The following is a 22,124-nucleotide window of genomic DNA, read 5'->3' as shown; positions in this document are numbered from 1 at the left end:
ACGGTTTCTTTTTGTTTTACATATTTGAAAACAAGGGGGCGTCCCAAGTCTTTTTAGACTTTTGGGACACCCCCTTCAATCCGTATTCAGATTCGATTTAAGCTTGCTGATCATCCGCTTGCTCATCTTCTGCTTGTTCTGCTTCTGCAATCAATCCTGCGAACAAGGCATGGACGAACTGCTCAGAATCGAATTCCTGCAAATCCCCCATCTTCTCGCCGAGACCTACAAGCTTAACAGGCAGGTTCAATTCTTGACGGATTGCTATGACGATACCGCCCTTTGCTGTACCATCAAGCTTCGTGAGCACCAAACCGGTAACTCCACTCTTCTCGCCGAACAGCTTCGCTTGATTGAGGGCATTCTGCCCTGTGGTCGCATCAAGCACCATCAACACCTCATGCGGAGCGTCAGGTACTTCGCGCTGAATGACGCGGAAGATCTTGTTCAGTTCTTCCATCAGGTTCGACTTGTTCTGCAAGCGGCCCGCTGTATCGCAGAGCAGCACATCAACATTGCGCTGCTTCGCAGCCTGCACCGCATCGAACATGACCGCAGCAGGATCAGAGCCTGCCTGTTGCTTAATGACATCGACTCCTGCACGCTGGCCCCATACTTCCAATTGCTCAATTGCCCCGGCACGGAATGTGTCTCCGGCAGCGAGAAGGACAGATTTACCTTCCTGCTTGAACCGATGTGCCAATTTTCCGATCGTAGTCGTCTTGCCGACACCGTTGACACCAACGAACAAAATAACCGTCATGCCATTCGGATTCATATTCAGCTTGCTTGTATCATCGCCACGCAGAAGCCCGACAAGCTTCTCGGACAATACCGGCTGCAGCTCAGCTGCTTCCTCGATTTTACGCTTCTTCACCTCAGCGCGAAGCTCATCAATCAAGTTCATAACCGTTGTCACACCAACATCGGCACCGATTAAGATTTCTTCAAGTTCTTCATAGAAAGCTTCATCAATCTTTTTGCGCCGCGTAATAAGCTCCGTTACTTTCTCCACGAGCCCTTTGCGAGTTTTCTCCAAGCCTTCCTTGAAAATATTCGTTACGGACTCGGTCTTTGCCGCGATGCTTTCCTTCAGCTTCTTAAAAAAACTCATGTCCTTCCCCGCCCCTTATGCAATGATTGCTTCGTCATCTTCCAACTTCACGGATACGAGCTTCGATACGCCGCCCTCTTCCATCGTGACACCGTACAGTACATCAGCTTCTTCCATCGTCCCTTTGCGATGCGTGACGACGATAAACTGAGTCTGCTCGGAGAATTCACGCAAATATTGGGCGAAGCGTGTAACGTTCGCTTCATCGAGTGCCGCTTCAACCTCATCAAGCACGCAGAACGGCACTGGCTTCACATGCAATATCGCAAATAGCAGCGCCATTGCTGTCAAGGCACGCTCACCGCCGGACAACAGCTGTAAATTTTGCAGCTTCTTGCCTGGTGGCTGCGCCACAATGTCAATCCCCGTTTCCAGTATATGTTCCGGATCAATCAGAACGAGATCAGCCCGTCCACCGCCGAACAGCTTGGAGAACACGACAACGAACTGCTTGCGGATCGCATCGAATGTTGCTTTGAACCGCTTCGACATCTCGTCATCCATCTCGCGGATAACTTGATAGAGCGTCGTCTTCGCTTCGATCAGATCATTCTTCTGTTCACTGAGGAACTGATAGCGCTCATTCACACGTTCAAACTCATCGATCGCACCAAGGTTTACTTCGCCAAGTGCTGCAATCTGTTTCTTCAGATCGCGCACTTCCAGCTTCGCTTCCTCAATGTTCTCAGGTACTACGTATCGATGCTTCGCCAGTTCAAAGCTAATCTCGTACTCTTCACTGAGCTTGCGCAGCAAGTTATCCAGTTCAACGTCAAGGCGATTCGCTTGAATCTCCGTCTGACGCATCGACTCCTCCACTTGCTTCAGCTCCGTACGCTGCTCCTTCGTATCGCTTTCTGCAAGTTCCAGTCTTGCCACACATTGTGCACGATCCGCACGTTTGAACTCAATCTGCTTGCCCGTTTCTTGTTTCTTTACATGGAAATGGTTCAGGTCCTCAGTCTGCTTCATCGTCTCACGCTCAGCGGTCTCCAGATCAATCTGTACCTGAATCAACCCTTGCGTCAACTGCGTATACTCTTGTTCATAAGCCTTGGCTTCCTGCTCAGAGCGTGTCAGCTGCTCCTGCAGCGAGAATGATTCCTGATCGAGCTTCCCTTGGCGAACCTTCAAGTCCGTAAGCTGTGATTGCAGCACTTCCTTCTCTGACTCATTCGCCTTGCGAGCAGATTCCGCTGTCTCAATCGAGACATGCAGCCGATCCTCATCAATCTTCAGCTCGTCAAGCCGAGCCTCCGCGGTACGCCGCCCAGCGTCCAGCGTGGACATCTCCTCCGCAGCGTGTGTAAGCTCCTGCTGCTCCACCTCGAGCGCTTCTGCCAACTGGCGTTCTTCCTTCTCCAGCTGCGCAATCTCGCTCGTCAGCTGCTGTTCATTGATGCGCTTCGTTTCGCCTTGCTCGCGAAGGTCATCGAGCCGTTTCAGTCCCGTCGTTGTGCGCTGCTTCAGCTCCGTATACGTCTCCGTCAGCTTGGCAAGCTGCTTATCAGCTTCCTTAATATCTGCTTCCAGCTGTTCCAATTGACGCTGGCGTCCGAGCAGGTTCGCGCTCTTCTTATTCAAGCTTCCGCCTGTCATTGAGCCGCCGGCATTGACAACATCGCCTTCAAGCGTCACCACACGATAACGGTACTGCAGCTTCGCCGCAATTCGGTTCGCATCTTCCAGCGATTTCGCAATGACCACATTGCCGAGCAAGCTGCCGACAATACTTGCATACATGTCGTCCGACTTTACCAAATCCGCCGCTACACCTACAAAGCCTTCCGTACCATTCACAATTCGACGATCTGTCTCATGTAAGGTGCGTGGTCGAATAACATCCAGCGGCAAGAATGTCGCACGTCCTAATTGACGCTGCTTCAGGAACATGATGGCATTCCGCGATACCGTCTCATTCTCCATAACGATATGCTGTAAGGCTGCGCCAAGTGCAGTCTCAATCGCCGTCTCCAATTGCTCTGGCACACGGATCAACTCTGCAACTGCACCATGTACGCCCTGCAATCCATTCGGTCGACGTGCAGCCTTAAGCACTTCCCGTACGCCGAGCATGAAGCCGTCAAAGTCATTTTGCAGCTCCTGCATCGTATCACGACGAGACACCATTGCATCGGCTTTTTGCTGCCATTTGCGCACAGCCTGCTCCGTCTCGGAGAGAAGCGACTCATCCTGCTTCAACTGCTCACTCTCTGTAAGATAACGATTACGAATGTACGCCAAATCTCCTGTTAGCGTTTCACTGCGGCGCTTGGCATCTTCGACCTTCTTCTGAAGATCCTTCTGCTCCTGCTCGCGCTTGTTGCGTGCTGTATTCATTTTATCGAGCCGCTTTTGCAGGGATTCCTTCTGCTGGTCATAGTAGCGAATATCATTGCGCTGCTGCGCCATTTGATTCATTACTTCGAGCAGCTGACCCTTCAAGCTCTCTTCCGCGTCTGAGCTTGTCCCGCCAGCTACGCCAGCAAGCCGTGTCTCTTCGGCAACGATAAGTCCGCGAATTTCAGCCAGTTCAGTCTGCAAGGCCAACAGCTTCTCGCGAACAGATTGCACTTCCAACTGCTTCGCACGCATTCGTTCCGAAGTCGTCGTCAGCGTTGTCTTCATCTGCTGCTCATTGGACGTCAGATTCCGCTTGCGCTCCCTCAGAACCTCGCCTTGTCCTTCGCACTTCTCATACTCCTCACTGTAATGAAGAAGCGTTGCCTGGAGCTTCTCGAGCTCCTCTTCCAGCTTGCGAAGCTCAATGCGGTGCACTTCCAGCTTGGCATCATGCTCGCTTACTACCGTTGACAAGGACAATTCACGTCCCTTCAACTGTCCTAGCTTCTCGTTCGCCTGTTGCCAAGTGATGTGAAGCTCCTCTATTTGATGAACGTAAACTGCAATTTCTTTGTTCTTCAACCATTCACGAAGCTGCTTATAGTGTCTAGCCTTCTCAGACTGCTCCTTAAGCGGCCCGATCTGATCCTCTAATTCCACCACAAGATCGTGAATGCGGAGCAAGTTCTGCTCGGTCTCATCCAGCTTCTTCTTCGCGTCTCGCTTCCGAGACTTGTATTTCACAATCCCAGACGCCTCTTCGAATATCCCACGACGATCTTCTGAACGAGTACTGAGGATTTCTTCAATTCGGCCTTGTCCGATAATGGAATATGCTTCTTTCCCGATTCCTGTGTCCATGAACAGTTCGGTGATATCCTTCAATCGACAAGCTTGCTTATTAATAAAATATTCACTGTCGCCGCTTCGATGCACACGACGTGTCACCGTCACTTCATTGAAATCAAGCGGAAGTGTTTCATCGCTGTTATCGAGCGTTAAGGACACTTCTCCATAGTTCACTGCTTTGCGCGCATCACTGCCTGCAAAGATAATGTCTTCCATCTTGCCGCCGCGAAGTGACTTGGCGCTCTGTTCCCCGAGCACCCAACGGATTGCGTCAGAGATATTACTCTTTCCGCTGCCGTTTGGGCCGACAACGCCGGTGATTCCCTGGACGAACTCTAATTCCGTCCGATCCGCGAACGATTTAAAGCCCGCCAGTTCTAACCTTTTTAAGAACATCGTTCTACGATCACCTCAACGATTATTGTACCATATCGCGAATCCGAATCGTCGCATGGACATGCTGTCAAATTTCCGCGCGGTAACGTAGCTTCGGACAAAGAAAGAGCAAAAACCAGCCTGTAAGCAGCTCCAATTCCGCTCGCTTCGCGCGCTGTTCTTTGCTCTTTCTGCGAAACTGGCCGACGCACGCGCCGGCCTTACAGTACGTTATGATTTCGGAATGACTAATTGCTCGAGCGCCTGTGCCGCGGCTTGTTGTTCCGCTTCTTTCTTCGAGCGGCCAACTCCGCGACCTAAACATTCGTCACCCATACATACTTCAGATACGAATTCACGTTCATGTGCTGGGCCGCGTTCTTCGATAATTCGATATTCGAGCGAACCCAAATTGTGATGCTGCGTCAATTCCTGCAGCTGTGTCTTGTAATCATTCGTCTGCAGCTTGCCGTCAAGCGTGATTTGCGGGAAAATATGCTCACGCAGAAAATCCCGCACCACCTCTAAGCCTTGATCCAAATAGAGCGCGCCGATGAACGATTCAAAAACATCCGCCAACAATGCGGGACGCGTACGTCCTCCCGTCAGCTCCTCTCCCTTGCCTAACAGAACATACTTGCCGAAACCAAGCTGGTTAGCAAATTTGACAAGAGATGGCTCACAGACGATGGAAGCACGCATCTTGGTCAACTCCCCTTCGGGCCGTGTCGGACATCGGTGATACAAAAATTCTGACACCGTCAGCTCCAACACAGCATCGCCCAAAAATTCAAGGCGTTCGTTGTCTTGGTGCTGGCCGAAGCGGTGTTCGTTCACATAGGAAGCATGGGTGAACGCTTGTTTCAACAGCTGTCTGTTCCGAAAATGAATGTTCAGTTTCTGTTGTAACTGCTTCAATTCTACACTCAACTGTCTGACTCCTTATGCTTCGTATTTCTTCAAGACAATTGTAGCGTTATGTCCGCCGAAGCCAAATGAGTTGGACATCGCTACTTGTACATCAGCTTTACGAGCTACGTTCGGAACGTAATCGAGGTCACATTCCGGATCCTGATTTTCCAGGTTGATCGTCGGTGGAATCATGCCATGCTGCAGTACCAAGCTGCAAATGACTGCCTCTACGCCGCCTGCTGCACCGAGAAGATGCCCTGTCATGGATTTCGTTGAACTCACTGCTGTCTTATAAGCATGGTCGCCTAGCGCTGACTTAATCGCTTTCGTCTCCGAACGATCTCCTACTGGAGTCGAGGTACCATGTGCGTTGATGTAATCAATCTGCTCTGGTGCCAATTCGCCATCCGCCAGCGCACGAGTCATGCACAATGCTGCTCCTGTCGGGTCAGGCTCTGTCATATGATGAGCGTCACCGCTCATCCCATAGCCAGCCACTTCCCCATAGATACGAGCGCCGCGTGCTAGAGCATGCTCCAGCGACTCCAGAACAAGTACGCCTGCTCCTTCGCCCATAACGAAACCGTCACGGTCTACATCGAATGGGCGGCTAGCGCGCTCTGGCTCATCGTTGCGAGTCGACATCGCACGCATCGCGCAGAAGCCTGCCATACCGATCGGACGGATCGTCGCTTCTGCTCCGCCACAGATCATTACATCCGCGTCGCCGCGCTGAATAATCTTGTATGCGTCGCCAATGGAATGCGTCCCCGTCGCACATGCGGATACAGCTGCTGTATTCGGTCCGCGAGCTCCAACAGTGATGGAGACTTGGCCAGATGCCATGTTCGCAATCATCATCGGAATGAAGAATGGACTAACGCGCTTAACGCCTTTCTCCATCAATATCGTATGCTGATCTTCCCATGTGCCCAGACCACCAATACCGGATCCGACGATAACGCCAACACGATCTGGATTCGTCTGTTCTCTTACGTCCAGCTTCGCGTCTTCCAAGGCGTTCTTACTTGCAGCTACTGCGAATTGAACAAATCGATCCATACGCCTTGTTTCTTTTTTATCCATGAAATCTTCTGGATTGAAATCCTTCACGGAAGCGGCAATTTTCGTCGGATAATCGGTAACATCAAACGCTTCTATGTGAGATACTCCAGACTTCCCTTCCAACAGGTTATTCCAGAATGTCTCAATATCCGAGCCGAGAGCGGTCACGACACCCATGCCGGTCACTACAACCCTGTGCTTCAATCAGAATCACCTCTACTTCTGCAGTTCAAGCTTCTATATGATGGAGAATGCGGCATAGCGCCGCATTCAGATATTGCAATAATGAGGAGAAGTCCCGTTAACGAAGAACGGGACTCAGTAACTTAGGTATGAGATTGTATGTAATTCACTACTTCTCCAACCGAAGTAATTTTCTCCGCGTCTTCATCAGAGATTTCCATATCAAACTCATCTTCCAATTCCATCACCAATTCCACAACATCGAGGGAATCAGCGCCAAGATCCTCCTTGAAAGATGCTTCAAGCGTTACTTCTGCCTCATCAACGCCAAGGCGTTCAACGATGATGCGCTTTACACGCTCCAACACTTCTGCTGACATCCGGTTCACCTCCTCTTTGGTATTATACGAAAAAACATTGTAAATTGCCATATCAAAACGGCTTGCTGGTAGAAACGACCTGATCTCTCACAGTCGTTTCCACTTATTAGGGAAAAGATGCTTTATTGCTGATCGCTCAACACTTATGCACACCCACCCATTATATCGCTTAACGTTCATGCTGCCATGAACGGAGAAGCCTCCTACATGTACATGCCGCCATCCACATGGATCGTCTGGCCTGTCATATATTCCGCATCATCAGATGCCAAGAAGCGAACTGCCTTAGCAATATGCTCTGGCTGACCTAGACGATTAAGCGGGATCTGACTAAGCAGCTGCCCCTTCATCTCTTCAGACAGTGCATCTGTCATATCTGTCTCAATAAAGCCTGGCGCCACACAGTTGACGGTAATGCCACGGGATGCAAGCTCGCGCGCAGACGCCTTAGTAAGGCCGATTACACCAGCTTTAGCTGCTACATAGTTGGCTTGACCCGGATTGCCAATTACACCTACGACGGACGAGATATTAATAATGCGGCCAGAGCGCTGTTTCATCATCGGGCGAGTCACTGCCTTTACGCAATTGAATACACCCTTCAAATTCGTCTCAATGACTTGATCAAACTCTTCTTCCTTCATCCGCATAATTAAATTATCTCTTGTAATTCCGGCATTATTCACCAATATGTCAATACGGCCAAATTGATCCAACGCTGTCTTTACAAGAAGATCCGCCTCTTCTGTCTTGCCCACATTTGCTTGAACGGTGATGGCTCTGCGTCCCATTGCCTCGATCGCAGCTGCAGTATCCTTAGCTGCCGCTTCGCTGCCTGCATAGTTCACAACAACATCTGCACCAGCCTCAGCCAGACTTAGCGCAATTGCTCGTCCTATGCCGCGAGAAGCGCCTGTAACAACCGCCACTTTGCCTTCAAAGCTCGACATGGTCATGTTCCTCCCTTATACTTGCCCGGGCGTATTCCGCAGCGGGTTACGCCCAGTATCACTAGAATGATAATTGCAGACATAGGATAGATAAAAATATCGATTGCATGAATGCTGCAATTATTCTGCAAGGTACGCTTCTATGGCTGCCAGGCTATTGATCGATAGAATCTTCACCGAACGGTCTATCTTCTTAATCAGTCCAGCAAGAACGGAGCCTGAACCCAGCTCAATGAATGTATCAACGCCCTGCTCGATCATATAGCGCACACTGTCTTCCCACAATACTGGCGAGAACACTTGCTCTACGAGCAGCTCGCGAAGTAGCTCGCCCGCTTCCTCTGGACGTGCAGATACATTGGCCACAACCGGTACAGAAGCATCTTGGAAAGCAACGGTCTTCAAGACTTCGCCCAGTCGTTCTGCTGCTGGCTTCATTAACAGCGAATGGAATGGCCCGCTAACCTCCAGTTGTTTTACACGTTTAGCGCCAGCCTCTTTCCCACGTTCGGCAACCGCCGCTACACCCTCCGCTGTACCTGATACAACGATTTGGCCAGGACAGTTTACGTTCGCCATCTCTACTGAACCTGTTGTTCGGCTAATATCATCACACAGCGCTCCCAACTGCTCGCGCTCTGCACCTAATACAGCCGCCATGGCACCTTGTCCATGCGGAACAGCCTGCTCCATGAATTGTCCGCGCTGCCGCACAATTGCGACTGCATCCTCGAAGGATAGAACCCCCGCTACAACAAGCGCACTATATTCACCCAAGCTGTGTCCTGCGACGAAGTCTGGACGAACACCAGACGCTTCAAACGCGCGATACAGTGCATAGCTCGTAACAAGAAGCGCTGGCTGCGTGTTTGCTGTCTGCTTCAAGTCTTCCTCCGGCCCATTGAATACGAGCTCCTTCAGAGGGAATCCAAGTACCTGCTCAGCTGTATCGAAAGCCTGTTGTGCAGCAGGAACGGCCTCATAGACGTCCTTGCCCATACCAACCGCTTGAGCACCTTGTCCAGGAAAAACGAATGCAATTTTACCCAAGATTGTCCACTCCTTAATTTATCCATGAATGAGTATAAATCAGAACTGTGTTTTCCTTAATCACGGAGAAGGACATCCCTCTACCAAACGATAACCGAAGCTCCCCATGTCAAGCCGCCTCCGAAGCCAACGAGCAGGATCGTGTCTCCCTCTTGAATGCGACCTTGCTCTGCAGCCTCTGCAAGTGCAAGCGGGATGGAAGCTGCCGACGTATTCGCATAGTAAGGCAAATTAATAACGCATTTGTCCTCCGACAGGTTCAGCCGCTCCAGAGCTGCATGGATAATCCGCGTATTCGCCTGATGTGGAACCATCAAGCTAATATCTTCCTTCTTCTTGCCTGCCTTCTCAATCGCTTCTTCTGCCGCATTCCCCATAATGCGAACAGCGAACTTGAATACTTCGCGACCGTTCATATAAAGATAATGGCGCTTGTTTTCAACCGTCTCCGCCGACGCAGGCATACGCGAACCACCGGCTTCAATTTTCAGAAGTTCACCGCCATTGCCGTCCGCGCCAAGCACGAAGGATTGGAATCCTCGGCCTTCCGGTACTGGACCAAGCACCGCTGCACCCGCACCATCTCCGAACAGGATGCAAGTATTGCGATCCGTGTAATCCGTAATGCGCGACAAGCATTCTGCACCGATTACAAGTGCGTACTTATATGTGCCCATTGCAATAAAGTTGCTTGCGTTAGCAAGTCCATATACAAATCCAGAGCATGCTGCTGACAAATCGAATGCTGCCGCCTTCGTCGCCCCAAGCCGCTTCTGAACAAGACAAGCTGTGGCCGGGAATGACATATCTGGCGTCACGGTAGCTACTACAATCAAGTCCAATTCTTCTGCTGAGATGCCCGCCGCTTCCAGTGCCTTCTCCGCTGCATAAAAAGCCAAGTCAGAGGTTGCCTCATGCTCTGCCGCGATCCGGCGCTCCTTAATTCCCGTTCGTGATACAATCCACTCATCGTTTGTATCGACCATTTTCTCCATGTCCGCATTAGTCAACACACGTTCGGGTACGTACTTGCCTGTCCCAATGATTCCTACTGACCGTAAGCTCATCACGCATCACTCACTTCCCACTGTTAGTTCCGCCGACTCCCATAGAAATCGTCTCAATCAAATCATTTTGCAACGCTAAACGTGCTTGCCGAACCGCATTATGGACGGCTCGCGCATCTGAAGAGCCGTGCGCCTTAATTACAAGTCCATTCAAACCTAACAGCGGTGCTCCGCCATGTTCCTTGTAATCCATCGTCTTGCGCAAGCCCTTGAGTGCTGGCATCAACATCGCTGCCGCAAGCTTCGTATACCATGTACGCGTGAATTCCCGCTTCAACACGCCAAATAAGGAACTTGCCGTTCCTTCCAGCGATTTCAACATGACATTGCCAGCAAATCCATCGCACACGAGTACGTCACAAGTACTCTCCAATACGTCTCTGGCTTCGACATTGCCTACGAATTGAATCGGCAGCTCCGCGAGCAGCGGATAGACCTGCTTCGTCAATTCATTGCCCTTCATCGCCTCTGTACCTACGTTCAGCAGTCCGACGCGCGGCTTCGCCATGCCATGTACCTTCTCGCGATAAATACTGCCCATCAAGGCATACTGCGCAAGATGCTCAGGCTTGGCATCCATGTTCGCACCCAAGTCCAGCGCTAGCACGCCTCTGCCATCCATCGTCGGGATCATTGGAGCCAGTGCAGGCCGCTCCACACCATTCATACGGCCTACAATGAGAAGCCCTGTCGTCATCAACGCTCCCGTATTGCCTGCCGATATCATGCAATCCGCTTCACCTTCACGAACCATACGTCCCGCAACAACCATCGAGGCTTCCTTCTTGCGACGAACTGCCTTAACCGGTTCGTCATCCGCTTCAATTGTATCTGGCGCATGAATGATGCGCACATTCGATGGGGAAGTGGTCATATACGGAGTGAGCTTTGCTTCGTCTCCCACAAGCAGCAGTTCAACATCCGACCATTCCTTCGCTGCCGCCAATGCACCTTCTACATTGCTCTTCGGCGCATGATCTCCACCCATCGCATCAATGGCGATTCTCATGCAGTTCTCCTCCTTCGCTGCTAATCACCGTTCCTGCCGAACGATAAATGACAAAGTTCCCTTGGAACACCATTTCTTCTCCCACATAACTAAACACTTCCACCTTCGCCTTGCTTCGCTCGCCTGAAATTGAGCGTACATACGCTTTCGCGATACACTTCTCTCCCAGCTTCACGGAACGAAGAAAGCGAATATCCGCTGATGACGTTAATGCAATCTCGTCATTAATGACCGCAACCGCAAGCGAGTTCGCTTGCGCGAACAGATGATGACCGCGTGCGATATGTGTTCTTGAGAAGACGTGTTCATCACGGATTTCAAATATCGATATCCCGCTGCGATCCAGCTGCAGGTCAACAATATCACCAATAACTTCATGTAGCGGCAAGGATCTTACTTGATCGTAGGATTGCTCTGCCATTAGCTTCAATCGTTCCCTTAATTCAGGAATCCCGAGCTCCATCCGGTCAAGCCGAATCGTCTGGATACTCACCTTCAACTTGCGGGTTAATTCCTGATCAGTCACGAATGGATTCTCTTCAATGATTGCGGCCAGCTGCTGCTGACGCTGTCTCTTAGGTAAACGCTCGATGTCCCGCACCACCTTTGCTCTTTGCCCAATATGCTAAAGGCTTGGCTTGCCGCATAAGCTGACTGTCCAACCCTTATGTATATCATAGATCATTTTCATCGATTTGAAAAAAGGTATTTAGAACCTGGTACTAAGAGTAGTATATATAAAAATGGGTCTAAAGGAAAGCACCAGTTTTTATCCCCCCTCTTTTCCTCCTAATATTATCCAGGGTAAGAGAACAAAAAAAGTAGCACCCGTGAGATCACGAAGTACTACTTTTCCTGCATAGATATCCGATTATTGTTTGATAATCTCTCTAGCTTTGTATGTTCCGCACACTTTGCATACATGGTGCGCCAATTTCAACTCACCGCATTGTTCGCATTTTACCATGCCCGGCACGGACAATTTGAAGTGCGTACGGCGCTTGTCACGACGTGTTTTCGACGTTCTTCTTTGAGGTACTGCCATGTTTACACCTCCTTACCCAAGTTACGTGTTATTTCTACTGTCAGCTTTCTATTTCTTAAAGAAATCTTGTAACCCCGCCAGTCTCGGGTCGATTCGCTCAGTCGAGCATCCGCATGGATGTTCGTTGCGGTTCGTGCCGCAAGTCGGGCACAAACCCTTGCACGCCTCGTCGCATAGCGGCGCGTACGGCAAGTTCATTAAGAGCGCCTCTTCCACGTAAGGCTTCAAGTCGACAAGGTCGTCCGCCACCGTAATGACGTCCTCCTCATCTCCTTCAGCGGGAAGATCAGTAGAGTCCTTCAGCTTGAACTGCTCATCAAACGGAATAACGTACGTCTCGGTAAACGATGTTAAACAACGCGAGCATTGCAGTTCCATCTTAGCGGTCAGCTTGCCATGAGCTCGAGCGAACCCATCACCTTCCGCCTTTACCGACAGTTCGACATGAACCGGTTCAGAAATGGCAACATCAGAGCGCTCACGCGCTACCTCATCGGCACGAAATGCCGTATCAATCTGCGTTTCCCCTCTACCAGCAACTATGTCTCGAAATCGAAATTCCATACTATCACTCCAAACAAACAAAATTAATTATAGCGATTAACGTCATGCTTTGTCAACCAAATTCGTTTGACAGTTTGCCAGAGCCGGAGCGCGATTCCCCTTCCTATGGAAAACCATTCAATCATGGTATGATTTGATTATCAATACCCGTGGATTGTCTGGGAAAGAGATCCGTCAATAAGCATTCAATGCATCTACTATAGATACTATTGAGATACCATATTACCGCATTCAGCGCCTGAAAGGAAGAGACGTGAATGAGAACGCTCGGAATCGTTGTTGAATACAATCCGATGCATAACGGTCATGTATATCATCTCCAGCAATCGAAAAAAGTTTCAAATTGCGACGCAGTGGTCGCTGTCATGAGCGGACATTTCCTACAGCGTGGCGAACCAGCCTTGACCGATAAATGGTCGCGAACGGATATGGCACTTGCAAATGGTGTCGACCTTGTCCTCGAATTGCCTGTGGCCTACGCTGTTCAGCCTGCGGAATGGTTCGCCTACGGCGCTGTTGCCACCCTGCAAGCGACAGGCGTAGTTGACGCTCTCTGCTTCGGCAGCGAGCTTGGTGATGTTGAACCGTTCTTACGTGCAGCAGATATCCTCGTTAACGAGCCTTCGGGCTTCACAGATCAGCTGCAGGAGCATCTGAAGGCAGGTTTAACCTACCCTGCTGCTTATGCCGCAGCAGCGGGACAAGCAATGACGGCAAGCCGCACCAGCCCTTCTTCATCCGAGGCTGCAGACTGGATGGCGCAGCCCAACAATTCCCTTGGCCTGCACTATGTAATGGCGCTCCGCCGATTGAATAGCGCAATCAAACCGCACACGATTGCTCGCACACAGGCTGGCTACCATGATACGGAAGCACCAGAAGGCTCAATCGCGAGCGCAACCGCCATTAGACGATTATGGACGGAAGAAGGCACTCTCGAGACATGCGCACAATATTTGCCGCCAAGCACACTGCGTATTCTTGAGCAGGAGCATCGCTTCGGCAGAGCACCAATGAGCTGGGATTGTTATACGCGTGAGCTGATATATCGGCTACATCAGTTGTCCCCTGAATCCATTGCGCGTCATCTAGAGGTTACGGAAGGGCTCGAGTACCGGGTGAAACAGGCACTCGGCCAAATGACAGCACAACGCGTGGAATCCCTGCTTGAGCAGCTCAAGACGAAGCGCTATACCCGAACGAAGCTGCAGCGGATGCTCGCGCATATTTTGCTTCACCATGACAAATTCCATTTTGGATCCGATGGCTTGAAGAAAGGGCCCTGGTACATTAGAGTTCTTGGGTTCACGGACACAGGACGCGCCCTGCTGAAGCGAATGAAGCAAAGCGCAGAACTGCCGATTGTGTTAAGCGTGAATCGCGATAACTTCAATCTCGGAGGTTATTGCGGCCTGGAAGCTGATATCCGAGCAACATCGCTGTATGCGAACGCCTTTGGGCGTTGGAATGCTCGTGATGCTTATCGGGACTATTACGAGTCACCTCGGCGACATCAATCAAACTGAGGGAAGAATAAGCACAAAAGATCGAGCATGGGAGCATCTCGCCCTCACCTCGATCTTTTGTCTATCTAGCCATTATTTCATATTGAGAAGATATATCAGCCTGTATTCCCTCATATCTGCATCACGATAGTTGCCCACTCCATGATCAGACAAGCTGTGCTTCAAGCTATTAGAGCTCGCCGCTACTTATTCCACGAGCCCTTCGCTTTACTCTATACGTTTACTGAGCAGCCTTCTGCTCGGCGCCAAACTTCTGAATTGCGTTCAGTGCATCGCCCACTGTACGTACCGATACCAGCTTCATTTTCGTATTCATCGTTTCGAGCTTCGCCTTCGCTTCCGCATAATTGCCTTCTGGAGCAAGGAACAGCGCCGCCTTCTCACGATCAGCAGCCACAACCTTAAATTGAATGCCACCAATCACGCCTACATTCCCGCCAGGATCAATCGTTCCTGTTCCTGCTATCCGATAGCCTTCAGTTAAGTCTCCTGGGGTTAAGCGGTTTATCAGCTCCAAGGTAAACATAAGCCCAGCGGATGGACCGCCAATGTCACTGTCTTTGAAGGTTATGGTTTTCCCTATATCCTCAGGTATAGCTTCCTTGCGTTGTCCGTACCGAAGACCAAAGCCAACTCGCTTCTCCTCTTTCTTATTTGGATCCGTCAGTTCCACCAATGTCGCCTTTACAAGTTTCTCTTTCTTGTCACGCTCAACCTTGACCTGCACCGTTTCTCCAGCTTTGCGGCCCTTCATAACTGCTTGTAATGCTTCGAAATCATTAACCGGCTTACCATCGACTTCGATGATCCGATCATTGGTCTCGAACTCATTGTGCGCAAGGTTCGGGTAGTTGTAAATAACATACACGCCTTCGGATTTCAATTGGTACGGGATCTTCAACTGGTTATAGGCAGCCAGTACCGCGCCTAGCTGGGAATCACTCATGTTGAACAATTGCTCAGTCACATATTCCTGTTCGCTTCTTCCTTGTAGGGAATCTGCCTTCTTCCCAAACTCGGCATGCGGGTCAAATGATTTCCATAATAGCAATGCAAGGTTCGCATATGTGCGGCGCACCGTGGTAAGCATAAATGTCCCTTCTTCTGTGTCGTCTCCAGCTTGGACACTTACCATTGGCTTCACCTGCTCGGCACTGCCCGGCGTATATATCACATATGGTGTTGGCATATACACCATCACATACAAGAACAAGAGTGCTGCAAAGAACCATTTCCAACTGCCTAATCGCCAACGCTTCGAGCCTTGGCTGTCACGTACTGCTTCTTCTTCCATTATTGCATTCCCTCCTGCTGCTTCCGCTCGCCCCTGCTTCGTTGTACAAACTGGTCTAAAGCCTGTCTTTGGTACGTACATATGTGGAAGTACCCTACTTCCAATACTGTTGCAAGAGGTGAACATCATGTTTTCATTTCGAACGCCGCTATCCCAACACCCGTTAACGACGCTGTTGATGGGAAGTATGGCAGTTCTTCTCGTTATTTGCATTGTATCGTATCCGGATCAAGCATTCCAAGCATCACTTCAAGGCTTGAAAATATGGTGGAACATTATATTCCCGGCATTGCTGCCGTTCTTAGTATTGTCTGAAATGCTCTACGCTTATGGATTCGTCCATGGACTTGGTTCCTTGTTGGACCCCCTTATGCGTTTGTTGTTCCGTCTGCCTGGAGTTGGCGGCTGGGCGTGGGCGGTCGGCTGGACGGCCGGCTATCCAGCAGGAGCCAAGGCTGTTGCCCAACTGCGCAATCAACAGGTTCTATCTCGTCAGGAAGCTGAGCGGCTGCTCTGTCTGTCCCATACGAGCAGTCCCCTTTTTATTATAGCAGTCGTAGGTGTTGGGTTTATGCAGAAGCCTGAGCTTGGGCTAATCATCGCAATTATTCACTGGGCTTCCTCTATCCTAACTACACTTCTAATGCGGTTCATTCACCGCATGCGCCCTGAGTCGCAACCATTACGCACATCTGCCTCACTATCGAAATCTCACCAGAAATTCTACCAACGGATCATTGGGCAGATGGAGGGCGCCCATCGTCAGGATGGCCGTCCCTTCGGCAGAATGCTGGGCGAGTCCGTTACTTCAGCTGTCCAAACCTTAATGATGGTCGGCGGCTATATGATGATATTCTCCGTTATCATTCAAGTGCTGCGCATCGCAATTCCGCAGGAGCTTGGCAAATATATCTTGAACGGATTGCTTGAAGTAAATTTAGCGGCATATACGCTCGGTTCAGCAGCGTTCTCATCTCCTGTATTTCAAGCAGCGCTGCTCAGTTCCGTTATTGCCTGGAGCGGCATCAGTGCTCTTCTTCAAGTTCACAGCATTATGAAGACGACGGATCTACGCTTCGGCCATTTTATACTATCCCGTCTGCTTCATGCCTTATGTGCATTTCTGCTTACTTATATGCTATGGTCGCCACTTCATTCCCTGCTCCAATCATCAGATTCAGCAATGTCAGCATTATGTACGCTAGCAACCAACCCATCCAATGCCTATGATGCGCCTGTGATCGCGGAATCAAGCAGCCTGCTTCCGTTATTGACTTTCATTAGTCATTTGCCAATATGGGCACAAGCTTCCATGCTCATTCCCGTAGCCTGTCTATTCCTATTCACTTTATTCATACTGGCACAAACCGTTGGACGGCTGTTCACCCGAGGCTAAACAAAAAAGTCCATATCGACCGTTGATTCATACTGGCGACATGGACCTGCTGCTTACTTCGTATCTTTGTATTTATCACGCAGTGCCAATTCTACTTCAGGTGCCACCAATTCGCTGACGTCACCATTGAATTTCGCAATTTCCTTGACCATGCTTGAGCTCAGATAGGAATATTTCGGATTCGTCATCATGAATATCGTCTCCACTCGTGGGTTAAGCTTCTGATTCGTGGAAGCCATCTGCAGCTCATATTCGAAGTCGGTGACAGAGCGAATTCCGCGCACGATCACATGGCCCTGTTTCTGCTCCATATAATTGACCAGCAAATCACGGAAACTGTCAATTTCCACATTCGGGATATGCTGAGTAATCTGCCCAAGAAGCTCCTTCCGTTCCTCTACACTGAACGTTGGCTGCTTCGACAAATTGTTCAACACCGCTACGATGAGCTTATCAAATTGCTTAGCCGCTCGTTGTATAATATCAAGATGCCCAAGTGTAACCGGATCGAAGCTTCCCGGATACACCGCAATGCGCGGCACATGCACTTGCTCTGTATGTTCCGTCATGACAATGGATCCTCCTTATGCCCTACAGCAGATTAAATTCTTCTGCACGTTTCATTTCCTCATATGGTTAGAAGCTTATGCGTTCTGTTCAAGCTCAGCTTCCTTCTCTGTCTGTTCCTTGACCCGATATACCGTAATTCCAATTTCTCCGTACTCTGTTTTCTTCCATACGTAGAGAGGACCGATCTCTTCGGGATATTCATGCTTCGAGTCATGCTCAACGACAATCGTCGCATCCTTCGAGATTAACCCGTCATTCCACATGCCCTCCAGCAGTTCGTCCGCATCCTTCAATCGATATGGCGGATCAAGAAAAATAAGTTCAAATGAAATATCACGCTTCGTTAATGCCTTAATCGCCCGCTTGGCATCATTGCGGTATACTTCACTCTGCTCCGCGACCCCTGCCGCCTGAACGTTGTGCTTCACAACTTCGACAGCCTTGGGATCCTTGTCCACGAATATCGCTTGTTCCGCACCACGGCTTAGTGCCTCGATGCCAAGTCCACCTGTTCCTGCGAACAGATCCAGCACACAGCCACCGTCAAAATACGGCCCGATCATGCTGAACAAGGCTTCCTTGACTTTATCTGTCGTCGGCCGCGTCCCCATGCCGGGTACCGGCTTCAACGAGCGACCTCTTGCTGTTCCTGAAATAACTCTCAATTCACTCCACCCATTCTTATGCGCCTCAGCGCAGCTTATCCGTATAATCATGATGGTATGTAACGGTAAACTTCTTGTATTTCGACGTTTATCGTACCACATTTTCTCCTAATTTGAAAAAGGAAAACGTGTCCTCATTCAGACATAGCTTCTTTATTACACGATCCCTCTATAAAAAGAAAAGCTCCTTATCCGGAAATAGGGTTTCCGATAAGAAGCCTTATCTATCAACATCAACTCATCTATGCAGCTTCTGCAGCAGTTCCTTCACACTAACAAGCATCTGCTTGCGCGCTTCATCGTCAATTGTCGTCACGGAGGCAAAGAACCGATGTACAAGCACTTTCATGCCGACAAATTCAAAAATGCCGCTATCAGTCGTCTTCTGCATGGCCTCATACATGCCGCTCTGCTCATATTGCTCATGTGTGTTGCCATGTGTGGACAAGAGCAGCGCCGACTTCCCTAACAGCAGCTTCTCTATGCCGTCAGCACCATATTTGTAGGCGAAGCCATACGAAAACACACGGTCGATGTACCCCTTCATAATGGCAGGCATACTTGCCCACCAGATTGGATAAATCATGATGATATGATCTGCCCACGTAATATGACCCTGCTCCTCCTCAATATCAGGGGGCAGCTCATGCTGTCCGAATAATTCGAAGTCTTTGGCCGACAGCACCGGATTGAACTCCATTTCATACAAGTTGCGAACCAATGCGGCATGTCCCTGATCCTCCAATTCAGCTTGTACCATTTCCATAATGGCATGATTGAAGCTGTTCGGATTGGGATGTGCGTATATAATCAGATGCCTCAACTCGATCTCCTCCTACATATATGACCATCACCCCTGCTTATACAGCTGGGCAAGTTCATTTTGGTTATAGGATGTGAGAAAGCGGCATCATTTATCGAGCCGTACAATTTTTTTTCGACATGTATATTTCTGCCCAATCGGGCAATCATTAAAGTATCGACATCATCGAATGTCGTAGACAACCGCGGAGAAGACTTACGTTTCCCCATAAGCTCTTCGTCCGGTTTCTCCTCTCCCATGAGGGTGTCCTAGCAATAGGGCACCCGTTTTAATTTGCGAAAAACCCTTATTACATTAAGATTTCAAACGTTCTTTAGATGTTGTTTTATTCAGCGAGATTATCTTGGTGGGGACTTAATGGGGACTTAGCCAATAAAACGGGATACTCTGTCCAAGCAATATCCAACTATGCTCTACACCGTTCACTAATTTCACTGAAGTGATGTATACGGTTGCTAAAGCATTATATTGCCGGATATGATGAACTTTTCAAAGTAGCATTTTAATTCTCATGCTTTACGTTCTTCAAAGCTGTTGGGAGTTTCTTAGCACCGAAAACGATCTTTGCTTTTTTCGCTTCCTTTTCAGCACTTTTCTCCAATTGTTTCATTAGAAACATTTCAATGTTCTTTTTCATCCTTGACACCTCCTTTCGGTAATAATGTTAAGGCTTGTACAAAGAAAACAATCGCTATAACACTAGATTGCAGGATTAAGTTACCACTTGCTAACAACATTGCTATGTACTTATACAGTATATCATTTTTCTGGACAGTAAGTTCCTCAAACCAATTTGGGGCTCGAAAATAATAGATACAAACGGATACCAAAGTCAAAACAACAGCAGTCGTTTTCGATAGGAGTATCATAGGCGTTATCACACAAAATAATGAGGATATGATCATACACGCAGTTAGTGAAGAAAAATGTGCCCCTCCAGAAAACCTTCTAATAGCAGCTAATGCCACTAATGCTAGTATAGATTCATATAGATGTCCGAAGATAGTCCCTAAAGTTACTGTAATCAAGATTACTCCATATTTATTTAATTTCATTGCAATTCCATATTCTAAAACCTCTACATCAACATCGCTCTCAGGGTTGTTCTTCTTCAATTTTATTGCAATGTTTCTCGATATCGCTTCTAACACTTTCGTAATCTCCCCGATCCGAGTAATAGTAAGCAATGCCAAAGCTTGCTAATGAAAGTATCATGAGCAATATGTAATTCTGAGACAGGATTATTAATAAAGTCAGGAATATCGTTACTGCCGATATCATTCCCGAAATAACAACAATTCGATGACTATACTCTGAATACTTAATTCTGAATGTATCATGAGGCGGCACGATGATGAATGAAAATCCTCTTCCCGTCATCCATAGGAATAAGGCAATGGCCGCACCAACAACAATAGAACATAATTGAATAGCGTTAACAGGGAACCCCGTATAAACAAATATTACTGATTTATCAGCTATCCCTATGGCGGCCAAACAGTAGTATACAATCATTTGGATCGATATGTATGCCGATAATCCTGATCCGATAATAAATGCTGCATAATGCAGCCTGTATTCCAACACGGAATAGTAAAACATTACAAATATGATATATTGCAAGGGCAAATCCAAAGCAGGTAAATTAATTACAGTCCTCATTAAAAATGAACATATTACTAATGCTACGGATAAAACAAGTATTTTATACTTGTACCTTAATAAAGGCTGCTTATATATCTTTAGGATCAAAGCATTAACAACTGCAGCATCGAGGGTACTAAATAATATGTAAGTTAAAGACTGACTCACTTTGCACCACCCTTTATAGTTATATAAGACTATTATAAGACAGTACCTGAGAGTATGGTAATGTTAATTGACATTATGAACTAACAAAAAAAGCCCTAGATGACCTAGAGCTTAGAAATCAATCATTTGAAAATGCCAATCCATAAAACTCCCCAAACGCTGTGTAAAACACCGCAATTCCTTTTTCATTCTCCTTTATCATATACACATCTTTTACATCGAGTTCGACATAAGGATCATTCTCGCCGGTCTTTACACCATCTACTGGAATCCCAAGCACCTTCATTTGACCACCCTTCCTTTTTATCCAGTATACCCAATGAAAAACCTAGATAAAAGGAATTCGACTAGCTTGGGGATTCACCTAAGTTTTTGAACATTTAAAATGTCGTCCACACTCTTGTTGATGTCTTTTTATCCTTTCTTTATGTTCAGGTAGTATGTGGTAGATAGATTAACATTATACAAAGCAGAATGGGACAATATGAAAAATGATAATGCTGATATTTGGGAAGGAACTTATGGGGATTTCTTATTTTGCAATAAAATCGGGATCCCGTTCCGTCCCAAATCGCTTACAGAATAATGGAGGGATTTCAACGCTACAATTCCTAAACTGAAGTTCATACGGTTCTATGACTTCCGTCATACGTCGGCTTCCATATCAATCGGAGAATGTGCTCATGCTAAATCGATCTCTAATCGATTGGATTGGGCCATTCTAAAATAGAAACAACCATGGACGTCTATGAGCATATTATCGAATCAGTGGATCGAAAGACAGCTTCCATTTTTGATGATGTATTATTCAGTGGCGATAGGGACTGAACTTGAAATTTGGGGACTAATTAATTGTATTAATCATTACATTTTTGCGTCTTTTTTCAATCCATTATCAACAGTGCGCTTCCCTTATTCTATAAGTGTTTATCCTTCATGACCATTTAATACCGTTTATCCATTTCCACATCTCCCATGAGGGTGTCCTAGCAATAGGGCACCCGTTTTAATTTGTCAGAAACCCTTATGTATGGAACTTATGATGCGTCTTGAAAAAGGGGCTGTCCCATAAGTAGGTTTTTACTACCTGTGAGACGACTCTAGATTTGAAAAAGGTCGAGCTATGGGTTAC

At 48.2% G+C, this 22,124-nt stretch carries 22 protein-coding genes; 2 read left to right on the top strand and 20 right to left on the bottom strand.

Features of this window, described 5'->3' with window-relative positions; all coding sequences use genetic code 11:
- Positions 1-97: 97 nt before the first annotated feature.
- From ftsY to ABN764_RS29185, 12 genes are all read right to left on the bottom strand, one after another.
- Positions 98-1,114, bottom strand: a complete 1,017-nt coding sequence (gene ftsY, locus ABN764_RS29240) for a signal recognition particle-docking protein FtsY (protein WP_065290316.1) — start codon at positions 1,112-1,114, stop codon at positions 98-100.
- Positions 1,115-1,129: 15 nt separating this feature from the next.
- Complete coding sequence (gene smc / locus ABN764_RS29235) at positions 1,130-4,702, bottom strand: chromosome segregation protein SMC (RefSeq protein WP_174807722.1); 3,573 nt, start codon at positions 4,700-4,702, stop codon at positions 1,130-1,132.
- A 210-nt stretch (positions 4,703-4,912) separates the two neighbouring features.
- Positions 4,913-5,611 carry a ribonuclease III gene (gene rnc, locus ABN764_RS29230; protein WP_021256596.1) on the bottom strand — a complete coding sequence of 233 codons (699 nt, stop codon included), beginning with the start codon at positions 5,609-5,611 and terminating at the stop codon, positions 4,913-4,915.
- A 12-nt stretch (positions 5,612-5,623) separates the two neighbouring features.
- Complete coding sequence (gene fabF, locus ABN764_RS29225; RefSeq protein WP_446673836.1) at positions 5,624-6,862, bottom strand: beta-ketoacyl-ACP synthase II; 1,239 nt, start codon at positions 6,860-6,862, stop codon at positions 5,624-5,626.
- A 122-nt stretch (positions 6,863-6,984) separates the two neighbouring features.
- A complete protein-coding gene (gene acpP, locus ABN764_RS29220) occupies positions 6,985-7,221 on the bottom strand; it encodes an acyl carrier protein (RefSeq protein ID WP_005551886.1) in 237 nt (78 codons plus the stop codon).
- A gap of 203 nt (positions 7,222-7,424) precedes the next feature.
- Entirely contained in the window at positions 7,425-8,171 is a 747-nt protein-coding gene (fabG, locus tag ABN764_RS29215) for a 3-oxoacyl-[acyl-carrier-protein] reductase (protein ID WP_142543597.1), read from the bottom strand.
- Positions 8,172-8,291: 120 nt separating this feature from the next.
- Positions 8,292-9,221: an ACP S-malonyltransferase gene (gene fabD, locus ABN764_RS29210; protein ID WP_446673835.1), complete on the bottom strand. Its 930-nt coding sequence runs from the start codon at positions 9,219-9,221 to the stop codon at positions 8,292-8,294.
- A gap of 80 nt (positions 9,222-9,301) precedes the next feature.
- A complete protein-coding gene (locus tag ABN764_RS29205; RefSeq protein ID WP_446673837.1) occupies positions 9,302-10,288 on the bottom strand; it encodes a beta-ketoacyl-ACP synthase III in 987 nt (328 codons plus the stop codon).
- 10 nt (positions 10,289-10,298) lie between these two features.
- The gene (plsX, locus tag ABN764_RS29200; RefSeq protein ID WP_065290312.1) at positions 10,299-11,297 is read right to left on the bottom strand and encodes a phosphate acyltransferase PlsX; all 999 of its coding nucleotides are present in this window, start codon (positions 11,295-11,297) and stop codon (positions 10,299-10,301) included.
- On the bottom strand, positions 11,281-11,901 hold the full coding sequence (fapR, locus tag ABN764_RS29195; RefSeq protein WP_028531217.1) for a transcription factor FapR: 621 nt from the start codon (positions 11,899-11,901) through the stop codon (positions 11,281-11,283). Before fapR ends, plsX begins: the two co-directional genes overlap by 17 nt.
- Before the next feature lie 267 nt (positions 11,902-12,168).
- The gene (gene rpmF / locus ABN764_RS29190; RefSeq protein ID WP_019424932.1) at positions 12,169-12,342 is read right to left on the bottom strand and encodes a 50S ribosomal protein L32; all 174 of its coding nucleotides are present in this window, start codon (positions 12,340-12,342) and stop codon (positions 12,169-12,171) included.
- A 48-nt stretch (positions 12,343-12,390) separates the two neighbouring features.
- Complete coding sequence (locus ABN764_RS29185) at positions 12,391-12,906, bottom strand: YceD family protein (protein ID WP_021256603.1); 516 nt, start codon at positions 12,904-12,906, stop codon at positions 12,391-12,393.
- Between the two features lie 257 nt (positions 12,907-13,163).
- Between ABN764_RS29185 and ABN764_RS29180 the strand changes: the two genes are divergently transcribed.
- A complete protein-coding gene (locus tag ABN764_RS29180) occupies positions 13,164-14,432 on the top strand; it encodes a nucleotidyltransferase (protein ID WP_251486803.1) in 1,269 nt (422 codons plus the stop codon).
- A gap of 220 nt (positions 14,433-14,652) precedes the next feature.
- Here ABN764_RS29180 and ABN764_RS29175 read toward each other — a convergent pair whose 3' ends face one another.
- Positions 14,653-15,807 carry a YlbL family protein gene (locus ABN764_RS29175; protein WP_446673834.1) on the bottom strand — a complete coding sequence of 385 codons (1,155 nt, stop codon included), beginning with the start codon at positions 15,805-15,807 and terminating at the stop codon, positions 14,653-14,655.
- A 46-nt stretch (positions 15,808-15,853) separates the two neighbouring features.
- On the opposite strand from ABN764_RS29175, the gene ABN764_RS29170 reads away from it, so the two are divergent.
- Positions 15,854-17,122 (top strand): nucleoside recognition domain-containing protein, encoded by a 1,269-nt coding sequence (locus ABN764_RS29170; protein ID WP_021256606.1) that lies wholly within the window; start codon positions 15,854-15,856, stop codon positions 17,120-17,122.
- 53 nt (positions 17,123-17,175) lie between these two features.
- Here the strand turns inward: ABN764_RS29170 and coaD are convergent, their stop codons facing one another.
- From coaD to ABN764_RS29135, 7 genes are all read right to left on the bottom strand, one after another.
- Entirely contained in the window at positions 17,176-17,691 is a 516-nt protein-coding gene (gene coaD, locus ABN764_RS29165) for a pantetheine-phosphate adenylyltransferase (RefSeq protein ID WP_138184996.1), read from the bottom strand.
- 75 nt (positions 17,692-17,766) lie between these two features.
- Complete coding sequence (gene rsmD / locus ABN764_RS29160) at positions 17,767-18,357, bottom strand: 16S rRNA (guanine(966)-N(2))-methyltransferase RsmD (RefSeq protein WP_251486807.1); 591 nt, start codon at positions 18,355-18,357, stop codon at positions 17,767-17,769.
- Between the two features lie 238 nt (positions 18,358-18,595).
- On the bottom strand, positions 18,596-19,180 hold the full coding sequence (locus ABN764_RS29155) for an NAD(P)H-dependent oxidoreductase (protein WP_021256609.1): 585 nt from the start codon (positions 19,178-19,180) through the stop codon (positions 18,596-18,598).
- A 502-nt stretch (positions 19,181-19,682) separates the two neighbouring features.
- The gene (locus ABN764_RS29150) at positions 19,683-19,817 is read right to left on the bottom strand and encodes a hypothetical protein (protein ID WP_265332081.1); all 135 of its coding nucleotides are present in this window, start codon (positions 19,815-19,817) and stop codon (positions 19,683-19,685) included.
- Positions 19,801-20,331 carry an accessory gene regulator ArgB-like protein gene (locus tag ABN764_RS29145; RefSeq protein ID WP_446673833.1) on the bottom strand — a complete coding sequence of 177 codons (531 nt, stop codon included), beginning with the start codon at positions 20,329-20,331 and terminating at the stop codon, positions 19,801-19,803. The genes ABN764_RS29150 and ABN764_RS29145 overlap by 17 nt, the downstream gene beginning before the upstream one ends.
- The gene (locus tag ABN764_RS29140) at positions 20,276-20,992 is read right to left on the bottom strand and encodes a hypothetical protein (protein ID WP_174810878.1); all 717 of its coding nucleotides are present in this window, start codon (positions 20,990-20,992) and stop codon (positions 20,276-20,278) included. The genes ABN764_RS29145 and ABN764_RS29140 overlap by 56 nt, the downstream gene beginning before the upstream one ends.
- Positions 20,993-21,110: 118 nt before the next feature.
- Complete coding sequence (locus ABN764_RS29135) at positions 21,111-21,278, bottom strand: hypothetical protein (protein WP_175400464.1); 168 nt, start codon at positions 21,276-21,278, stop codon at positions 21,111-21,113.
- Between the last annotated feature and the right edge of the window lie 846 nt (positions 21,279-22,124).

This window comes from Paenibacillus wuxiensis, from assembly GCF_040195695.1.
Taxonomy (GTDB): Bacteria; Bacillota; Bacilli; order Paenibacillales; family Paenibacillaceae; genus Paenibacillus_B; species Paenibacillus_B suaedae.
This window is presented reverse-complemented; position numbering and strand designations above follow the sequence as displayed.

What these genes read in the sequence shown, in the direction of transcription:
- rpmF (WP_019424932.1), bottom strand. Translation starts at nt 12,342, where the DNA reads ATGGCAGTACCTCAAAGAAGAACGTCGAAAACACGTCGTGACAAGCGC.
- fabG (WP_142543597.1), bottom strand. Translation starts at nt 8,171, where the DNA reads ATGTCGAGCTTTGAAGGCAAAGTGGCGGTTGTTACAGGCGCTTCTCGC.
- coaD (WP_138184996.1), bottom strand. Translation starts at nt 17,691, where the DNA reads ATGACGGAACATACAGAGCAAGTGCATGTGCCGCGCATTGCGGTGTAT.
- ftsY (WP_065290316.1), bottom strand. Translation starts at nt 1,114, where the DNA reads ATGAGTTTTTTTAAGAAGCTGAAGGAAAGCATCGCGGCAAAGACCGAG.
- ABN764_RS29170 (WP_021256606.1), top strand. Translation starts at nt 15,854, where the DNA reads ATGTTTTCATTTCGAACGCCGCTATCCCAACACCCGTTAACGACGCTG.
- ABN764_RS29135 (WP_175400464.1), bottom strand. Translation starts at nt 21,278, where the DNA reads ATGAAGGTGCTTGGGATTCCAGTAGATGGTGTAAAGACCGGCGAGAAT.
- ABN764_RS29185 (WP_021256603.1), bottom strand. Translation starts at nt 12,906, where the DNA reads ATGGAATTTCGATTTCGAGACATAGTTGCTGGTAGAGGGGAAACGCAG.
- ABN764_RS29205 (WP_446673837.1), bottom strand. Translation starts at nt 10,288, where the DNA reads ATGAGCTTACGGTCAGTAGGAATCATTGGGACAGGCAAGTACGTACCC.
- ABN764_RS29150 (WP_265332081.1), bottom strand. Translation starts at nt 19,817, where the DNA reads ATGAAAAAGAACATTGAAATGTTTCTAATGAAACAATTGGAGAAAAGT.
- acpP (WP_005551886.1), bottom strand. Translation starts at nt 7,221, where the DNA reads ATGTCAGCAGAAGTGTTGGAGCGTGTAAAGCGCATCATCGTTGAACGC.
- ABN764_RS29180 (WP_251486803.1), top strand. Translation starts at nt 13,164, where the DNA reads ATGAGAACGCTCGGAATCGTTGTTGAATACAATCCGATGCATAACGGT.
- smc (WP_174807722.1), bottom strand. Translation starts at nt 4,702, where the DNA reads ATGTTCTTAAAAAGGTTAGAACTGGCGGGCTTTAAATCGTTCGCGGAT.
- plsX (WP_065290312.1), bottom strand. Translation starts at nt 11,297, where the DNA reads ATGAGAATCGCCATTGATGCGATGGGTGGAGATCATGCGCCGAAGAGC.
- ABN764_RS29175 (WP_446673834.1), bottom strand. Translation starts at nt 15,807, where the DNA reads ATGTACGTACCAAAGACAGGCTTTAGACCAGTTTGTACAACGAAGCAG.